At 67.4% G+C, this 7,905-nt stretch carries 9 protein-coding genes; 5 read left to right on the top strand and 4 right to left on the bottom strand.

The window, feature by feature from the left end; translation table 11 throughout:
- Positions 1–181 (bottom strand): ABATE domain-containing protein (locus tag ACWELQ_RS31155; RefSeq protein WP_452400602.1); only part of this gene is annotated, 181 nt, incomplete at its 3' end.
- A 117-nt stretch (positions 182–298) separates the two neighbouring features.
- Between ACWELQ_RS31155 and ACWELQ_RS31150 the strand changes: the two genes are divergently transcribed.
- From ACWELQ_RS31150 to ACWELQ_RS31135, 4 genes are all read left to right on the top strand, one after another.
- Entirely contained in the window at positions 299–1,171 is an 873-nt protein-coding gene (locus ACWELQ_RS31150; RefSeq protein ID WP_452400601.1) for an NAD(P)-dependent oxidoreductase, read from the top strand.
- Positions 1,172–1,267: 96 nt separating this feature from the next.
- Positions 1,268–1,765, top strand: a complete 498-nt coding sequence (locus ACWELQ_RS31145) for a pyridoxamine 5'-phosphate oxidase family protein (protein WP_452400600.1) — start codon at positions 1,268–1,270, stop codon at positions 1,763–1,765.
- Positions 1,766–1,782: 17 nt separating this feature from the next.
- Positions 1,783–2,190 carry a YciI family protein gene (locus ACWELQ_RS31140; protein ID WP_452400599.1) on the top strand — a complete coding sequence of 136 codons (408 nt, stop codon included), beginning with the start codon at positions 1,783–1,785 and terminating at the stop codon, positions 2,188–2,190.
- Complete coding sequence (locus ACWELQ_RS31135; RefSeq protein ID WP_452400598.1) at positions 2,187–3,332, top strand: RNA polymerase sigma factor; 1,146 nt, start codon at positions 2,187–2,189, stop codon at positions 3,330–3,332. Before ACWELQ_RS31140 ends, ACWELQ_RS31135 begins: the two co-directional genes overlap by 4 nt.
- An 8-nt stretch (positions 3,333–3,340) precedes the next feature.
- On the opposite strand, the gene ACWELQ_RS31130 is transcribed toward ACWELQ_RS31135, so the two are convergent.
- From ACWELQ_RS31130 to pflB, 3 genes are all read right to left on the bottom strand, one after another.
- Complete coding sequence (locus ACWELQ_RS31130; protein WP_452400597.1) at positions 3,341–4,021, bottom strand: response regulator; 681 nt, start codon at positions 4,019–4,021, stop codon at positions 3,341–3,343.
- Positions 4,022–4,136: 115 nt separating this feature from the next.
- Positions 4,137–4,922, bottom strand: coding sequence for a pyruvate formate-lyase-activating protein (pflA, locus tag ACWELQ_RS31125; protein ID WP_452400596.1), 786 nt, complete (start codon positions 4,920–4,922; stop codon positions 4,137–4,139).
- A 33-nt stretch (positions 4,923–4,955) separates the two neighbouring features.
- Positions 4,956–7,202 carry a formate C-acetyltransferase gene (gene pflB / locus ACWELQ_RS31120; RefSeq protein ID WP_452400603.1) on the bottom strand — a complete coding sequence of 749 codons (2,247 nt, stop codon included), beginning with the start codon at positions 7,200–7,202 and terminating at the stop codon, positions 4,956–4,958.
- 113 nt (positions 7,203–7,315) lie between these two features.
- On the opposite strand from pflB, the gene ACWELQ_RS31115 reads away from it, so the two are divergent.
- On the top strand, positions 7,316–7,905 hold a 590-nt coding region (locus ACWELQ_RS31115; RefSeq protein ID WP_452400595.1), incomplete at its 3' end, for a GAF domain-containing protein.

The raw sequence follows: 7,905 nt of genomic DNA, 5'->3' as shown, positions 1-7,905 counted from the left end.
CCCGGAGCTCGGCGGGTGAGACACCCGGCACGTCGAGTCCTGCGGCGCGCAACCAGAGTTCGAGCCGGTCGGGCTCCGCGAGTCGCTCGCGGGGAGTCGCGGCGGCGCGGTCGCTGATGGTGGCGGTGAATCGGAACGCCAGCACCTCGTTGTCCAGCCGGAACAGCTGACGGGCTTCCACTGTCACCACCTTCCATACTGAGCGAAACACTGCCGAACCATCTTAACCGGTTCGACTTTGCCGCCGACCCACGCAACAATGGGAACCGTCTTGGACGGTTCACGAATGGAGGTTGTGATGGGCGAGGTTGCGGTCATCGGTCTGGGCGCGATGGGGCGGGCGATCGCGCGCAATCTGGTGCGGGCGGGCCACGAGACCGTGGTCTGGAACCGTTCAGCGGGGCCCGCGCAAGAGCTCGCGCAGGACGGCGCGAAGCCCGCCGCCTCCCTCGCGGAGGCCCTCCAGGCTCCGATTGTGTTCTCGGTCCTGTCCGACGACATCGCCTGTGCGGAGGCGTTTCTCGACTCCGGTGTCCTGCGCGAGGCCGCGCCCGGGGCGGTGCACGTCAATGTGGCCACGGTGAGCGTCGAGCTGGCCCGCCGGGCCGCCGAGGCGCACGCCGCGCACGGGGTCGGCTATGTCTCCGCGCCGGTGTTCGGCCGGGTCAGCGTCGCGGAGGCGGGTGCGCTGAACATCCTCGCCGCGGGCGAGTCCGGGCTCATCGACCGGGCCCAGCCGTTCTTCGACGTCATCGGATCGCGCACCTGGCGGCTGGGCGAGCGGCCCGAGCAGGCCAATACGGTCAAGATTCTGGGCAACTACCTGATCGCCTGCGCGATCCAGTCCCTCGGGGAGGCGGTCAGCGTCGCCGAGGCGGCCGGGGCAGACCCGGGTCAGTTCGTGGAACTGCTGTCGTCGACGCTGTTCCCCGGGCCCGTCTACTCCGGCTACGGGTCGATGATCGCGGAGCAGCGATACCAACCGGCCGGGTTCACTGCCACGCTCGGCCGCAAGGATGTGGGCCTCGCCCTCGATGCGGCGGCGGGGGAGCAGATCTCTCTGCCGTTCGGCGACCTGCTGAAGGACGTGTTCGACCAGGTCATCGCCGACGGTCGGGCCGCGGACGACTGGGCGGTGATCGCCGAACAGCAGCCGCGCAAAAAATCTTGAAAATTTCCGAGTCGGGTATGTCGAGAACCGTCGAGTGGCACCGTCCCAGGGGTACGAGCCACCGAAACGGCCTCGACACCGACGAAGGAGCCAGCCATGCGACCCACCGAGATCACCGAGATCCTCGAGCGTCCGATCAGCCAGGAACTGCTGTCCCGTGACCTGCTGCGGATGGCCTACGTGGCGAAGGACGGCACGCCGCGCAACATCCCCATCGCCTTCACCTGGAACGGCTCGCAGATCGTGGTCTGCACCACGAAGAACGCGCCGAAACTGCACTCCCTGCGGCGTAATCCGCAGGTCGCCCTGACCATCGACACCGAGGTGCACCCGCCCCGGATCCTGCTCATCCGCGGCACGGTGGAACTGGATGTGGTGGACGGCATCCCGGAGGAGTTCCTGCAGATGAACGGCAGTTACGAGATGACTCCCGAGCAGCGCGTCGAATGGGAGGCCGAGGTGCGTTCGCTCTACGACGGCATGGTCCGCGTCGTCATCACCCCGACCTGGGCCAAACTCATCGACTTCGACACCACCCTGCCCACCGCCGTCGAAGAACTGGTCCGGCAGCGCGCCGAGCGCCAGAATGCTTGAGACGGGAGGAGATCAACATGCCGAAATATCTGCTGCTCAAGCATTACCGGGGCGCGCCGCTGCCGCCCGACTTCGTGCCCATGGACCAGTGGACGCCTGCGGAGGTCACGGCTCACATCCAGTACATGGCGGATTTCGCCACGCGGCTCGAGGCCACCGGCGAATTCGTCGAGCATCGGGCGCTGTCGCCGCAGGGGACCTGGGTGCGCTCCGATGGCGAGGGACAGCCGCCCGTGACCGACGGCCCGTTCGCGGAGACCAAGGATCTGATCGCCGGATGGACGATCATCGACGTCGAAACCTATGAGCGGGCACTGGAATTGGCCGCCGAGCTGTCGGCGGCTCCGGGGGCGGGCGGCAAGCCGATCCAGGAGTGGCTCGAGATCCGACCGTTCTTCACCGATCTGCCCACGGTGACCGAGTGAACGAAGGTCTGCTGCGCGATCTCGTCCCCGCGGTGATCAGCATCCTCGTCCGGCGCGGAGCCGATTTCGCGGCGGCCGAGGACGCGGTGCAGGAGGCGCTGATCCGGGCATTGGAGACCTGGCCGGAGGATCCGCCGCGCGATCCCAAGGGCTGGCTCGTCACGGCCGCGTGGCACAAGTTCCTGGATGCCGTCCGCGCCGAAACCTCCCGCAGGGGAAGAGAACTCGCCGTGGAGATCGAGCCCGAGGCGGGCCCGGTCTCCGGTGCGGACGACACCCTGTGGCTGTATTTCCTGTGCGCGCACCCGGCGCTGTCGCCGGGGTCGGCCGTCGCGCTGACCTTGCGCGCGGTCGGTGGTCTGACCACCCGGCAGATCGCGGCGGCCTATCTGGTCCCGGAAGCGACCATGGCGCAACGGATCAGCCGCGCCAAGCGGCGCATCTCCGGGGAGTCGCTCGACCGCCCCGGCGATCTGCCGACGGTGCTGCGCGTGCTCTACCTGGTCTTCAACGAGGGCTATAGCGGTGATGTCGACCTTTCGGCCGAGGCCATCCGGCTCGCCCGCCAACTCGCCGCCGCCACCGACGACCCCGAGGTCGCGGGGCTGCTGGCGCTGATGCTGCTGCATCATGCCCGCCGGGCGTCGCGCACCGGCGACGGCGGCCGACTGATTCCGCTCGCGCAACAGGACCGATCCCGTTGGGACACGGCCGCTATCGCCGAGGGCGTGGAGATCCTGCAAGCCGCGCTGACCCGCGACCGGCTCGGCGAGTATCAGGCGCAAGCCGCGATCGCCGCCCTGCACGCCGACGCGCAGAAGGCCGAAGAGACGGACTGGGTCCAGATCGTGGAGTGGTACGACGAGCTGCTCCACCTCACCGACAGCCCCATCGTGCGCCTGAACCGCGCGGTCGCGGTCGGTGAGGCCGACGGACCGCAAGCCGGACTGGCCGCACTGGCCGACCTCGACCCGGAGTTGCCCCGCCACACCGCCGTTTGCGCCTACCTGCACGAACGCGCGGGCGATCTGGAACAGGCCGCAGCGCTGTATGCGGAGGCATCCAGGACAGCCACCACCATCCCCGAGCGCGACCATCTCACGCGCGAGGCGGCCCGACTACACCAGCAGCTGCGTTCCTGAATCGGTTCTCAGCGCACCCCGTCGGCCCAGTTGTCGCCGTGTTCGTGGCGGAGGTGTTCGGCGAGGATGGCGGCTTGGGAGCGGCGGGCCAGGCCGAGTTTGCCGAGTAGTGCGGAGACGTAGTTGCGGACCGTTTTCTCGGAGAGATAGATCTTGCCCGCGATCTCTTTGTTGGACAGGCCCTGGCCGATGTGCAGGAGAATCTGCTTCTCGCGTTCGGTGAGATCGACGTCGGCGAGGGGGTTGGCGGGGGTGCGTTCCTGCAGCCGCGAGGTCACCTCGGCGGCGGTGCGGGGGTCGATGAGGGTTTCGCCCGCCGCGACCCGGCGGATCGCGTTCACCAGTTGCGGGCCGCGGAGCTGTTTGAGGACATAGCCTTTCGCGCCCGCCAGCACCGCGCCCAGCAGCGCCTCGTCATCGGAGAACGAGGTGAGCATGAGGACATTGAGGTCCGGCATCTCCGACATCAGGTCGCGGCAGACGGTGACGCCGTCGCCGTCCTCGAGCCGGACGTCGAGCACCGCGACATCGGGACGCACGGCGGGCACGCGGCGCAGCGCCTCGGCGGCGGTGCCGGCCTCGCCCGCGACCTCGATATCGCCCTCGGCCTCCAAGAGGTCTTGCAGGCCGCGACGCACGATCTCGTGGTCGTCGAGCAGGAAGACTCTGATCTTGTCTGAGTTGTCCACGGTGATCATCCTCGCAGGTGGTCGGTGCGGATCCGGTTAGCGAACGCGGCGGGTGGTGGTCCGAAACCTCCACTACCCGCCGCGCTCATTCCCTGTTCCTTGTCCCCGACAAGGTCTAATAGGCCGTCAAACCCGCGGCCCGGAACACGTCTCGTGCCTGTTCGACCTGCTCGGAGGTCGGTGTCGGGGTGTCGGCGAGCACGAAACGACGGTTGAGGGCCTCCCACTTGGATTGGCCCAGCGTGTGGAACGGGAGGACGTCCACCCGTTCGATATTGCCCAGTCCGCCCGCGAATCCGGCGACCGCGCCGATCTCCTCGATCGCGTCGGTGATGCCGGGGACCAGCACGTAGCGCAGCCACACCCGCTTGCCGCGCTTGGCCAGCTTGACGGCGAAGTCGAGGGTCGGTTGCAGGTCGCGTCCGGTCAGGCGACGGTAGGTCTCGGGCTGCCCGGCTTTGATATCCAGCAGCACCAGGTCCGTGGCCGCGAGCAGCTCATCGGAGGCAAGGCGCCCCAGGTAGCCGGAAGTATCCAGCGCGGTGGACAGTCCGAGACCTTGGAACCCCTGCAGCAGGGTGGTCGCAAACTTGGGCTGCTGCAATGGTTCCCCGCCGCTGATGGTCGCGCCACCGCCGGAGGCACGGATGAACGGCACGAATTTGGCCGCCTCGCCGAGCACATCGTCGACACTCATGCGAGTTCCGTTGTCGCGCAACCACGTATCGGGGTTCTGGCAGTACAGGCACCGCAAGGGGCAGCCGCTGAGGAAGGTGACGAAGCGGGTGCCCGGCCCGTCCACCCCGGTCGAGATGTCCCAGGAGTGAACGGATCCGGTGAGCGAGTCACCGCCGGGTGCGCCGACATCGATGCTCGGCTGCAGCAGGACCGGTGTGGACATGACTTTCAACCTTTCGATGTCGGCGCGGGCGGGTTACAGGCTCGCGTGGAAGGTGCGGTTGATGACGTCGAGCTGCTGCTCGCGGGTCAGGCGAACGAAGTTCACCGCGTAACCCGAGACGCGAATCGTCAACTGCGGGTAGTTCTCCGGGTGCTCCATGGCGTCCAGCAGCGTGTCCTGGTTGAGGACGTTCACGTTCATGTGGAAGCCGTTGGTGGCGACGTAGCCGTCCATCACGCCCACCAGGTTGGTGACGCGCTCCTCGGCATTGCGGCCCAGACCCTGCGGGGTCACCGTGGTGGTCAGCGAAATGCCGTCCGTCGCATGCTCGTAGGGCAGCTTGGCGACCGACATGGCCGAGGCCACGATGCCGTGGGTGTCGCGGCCGTTCATCGGGTTGGCGCCCGGCGAGAACGGTTCGCCCGCGCGGCGGCCGTCGGGGGTGTTGCCGGTCTTCTTGCCGTACACCACATTCGAGGTGATGGTCAGCACCGACTGGGTGTGCTCGGCATTGCGGTAGGTCGGGTACTTGCGGACCTTCTGCATGAAGCGTTCCACCAGTTCGGCGGCAATGGAATCTACGCGGTCGTCGTTGTTGCCGTACTTGGGGAAGTCGCCCTCGATCACGTAATCGGTGGCCAGGCCGGTCTCGTCACGCACCGGGGTGACCTTCGCGTACTTGATGGCCGACAGGGAGTCCGCCGCCACGGCCAGACCGGCGATGCCGCAGGCCATGGTGCGACGCACATCTAGATCGTGCAACGCCATCTCGATGCGCTCGTAGGCGTACTTGTCGTGCATGTAGTGAATGACGTTGAGCGCGTGGACGTAGGTCTTGGCCAGCCAGTCCATCAACTGATCGAGCTTGGCGTCGACCTCCTCGTAGTCGAGCACCTCGGCGGTGATCGGCTCGAAGCCCTGGGCGACGACCTTGCCCTTCTTCTCGTCCCGCCCGCCGTTGATGGCGTACAGCAGCGTCTTGGCGAGATTGACTCGCGCGCCGAAGAACTGCATCTGCTTGCCGACCTCCATGGCCGAGACACAGCAGGCGATCGCGGTGTCGTCGCCGTAGCGCGGCCGCATCAGCTCATCCGACTCGTACTGGATGGAGCTGGTGTCGATGGACACCTGCGCGCAGAACCGCTTGAAACCGGTCGGCAGCGCCGGCGACCAGAACACGGTCAGGTTCGGCTCCGGGGCCGGGCCCAGGTTGTAGAGGGTCTGCAGGTAGCGGAAGCTGGTGCGGGTCACCAGCGGACGGCCGTCGGAGCCGATGCCGCCGATGGACTCGGTCACCCAGGTCGGGTCGCCGGAGAACAGCTCGTCGTACTCCGGGGTGCGCAGGAAGCGCACGATGCGCAGCTTGATCACGAAGTCGTCGACCAGTTCCTGGGCGCGCTCCTCGGTGATCAGGCCCTCGGCCAGGTCACGCTCGAGGTAGATGTCCACGAAGTTCGCGGTCCGGCCCAGCGACATGGCCGCGCCGTTCTGCTCCTTGACCGCGGCCAGGTACGCGAAGTACAGCCACTGGATGGCCTCCTGACCGGTGCTCGCGGGCTTGGAGATGTCGAAGCCGTAGGCGGCGGCCATCTCCTTCAGCTCGCCGAGCGCGCGGATCTGCTCGCTGACTTCCTCACGGCGGCGGATGGTTTCGTCATCGGCCCAGAGATCGTCGAGTGCGACGCGATCGGCCTGCTTGGCCTCGATCAGCTTGTCGACACCGTAGAGGGCGACGCGACGGTAGTCGCCGATGATGCGGCCGCGGCCGTAGGCATCCGGCAGTCCGGTCACGATGCCCGCGCTGCGGGCCGCGCGGATATCGGCGGTGTAGGCGTCGAAGACGCCGTCATTGTGGGTCTTGCGGTACTTGGTGAAGATCTCCGCGACGCGCGGGTCCTCCTCCACGCCGTAGGCGGCGAGGCTGGTCTGCACCATGCGGTAGCCGCCGTAGGGCATGATGGCCCGCTTGAGCGGCGCATCGGTCTGCAGGCCGACGATGAGCTCGGTGTCCTCGTCGATGTAGCCCGGCTTGTGCGCGGTGATGGTCGAGGGGGTGTGCTGGTCCACGTCGTAGATGCCGCGCTCGCGCTCGGCCGGGAACATGGCGCTCAGCTTGTCCCAGATGCCCAGGGTGCGGGCGGTCGCTCCGGCGAGGAAGCTGCCGTCGCCCTCGTAGGGCCGGTAGTTCTGCTGAATGAAATCGCGCACGTCGACGGCGTCCCGCCACAGGCCGCCTTTGAATCCGGTCCAGGCTTCGGTGCGCGGTTCGGTTCCGATCATCGTCATTGTGTGACTCCTAAATCAGCCGAATGGTCTGATAACAGACTTCTCCCTCGCGACACCCGGACCCAGAGACAAATGTCCCCAGGTTGCCGATGAGTAGCCTGTGGTTCATGTCCGAAGAGCCATGGGGCGTCGTACCCGACGAATTGCGGGAGCTGACCGCGTCGCGGGAACGCCTGCACGACCTGGTCGAAGCGGTGTACACCGTGGTCTCGGACCTCGACGTGGATCTGGTGCTGCGGCAATTGGTGACCGCGGCGGTCCGGCTGGTGAACGCCGAATACGGTGCGCTGGGCTTGCTGGAACCCGACGAGGGCACCGGCGAGCGGCGGCTGGCGCAGTTCGTGCCGGTCGGCATGGACGAGGCGACGATCGCCCGCATCGGGCACTGGCCGTGCGGGCGGGGCGTGCTCGGCGCGGTGCTGGCGGGGGAGGACCCGGTGCGACTGGCCGACCTCACCAAACATCCGTCCTTCGAGGGCTGGCCCGAGGGGCACCCGTCCATGCGCAGCTTCCTGGGCGTGCCGGTCCGCTACCGCGGGCGCGTGCTGGGTGACCTCTATCTCACCAACAAGCGCGGCGGCGGATTCAGCGACGAGGACGAGCGGATCATCGAAGCATTGGCCGTCATCGCCGCGGTGAAGATCACCAATGTCCGCATGTACGAACGGGTTCAGCAGGACACGGCGCGGCGGCAGCG

Source organism: Nocardia sp. NPDC004722 (genome assembly GCF_053601505.1).
The sequence above is the reverse complement of the archived record's forward strand: the minus strand, read 5'-3'. Positions and strand labels throughout refer to the sequence as shown.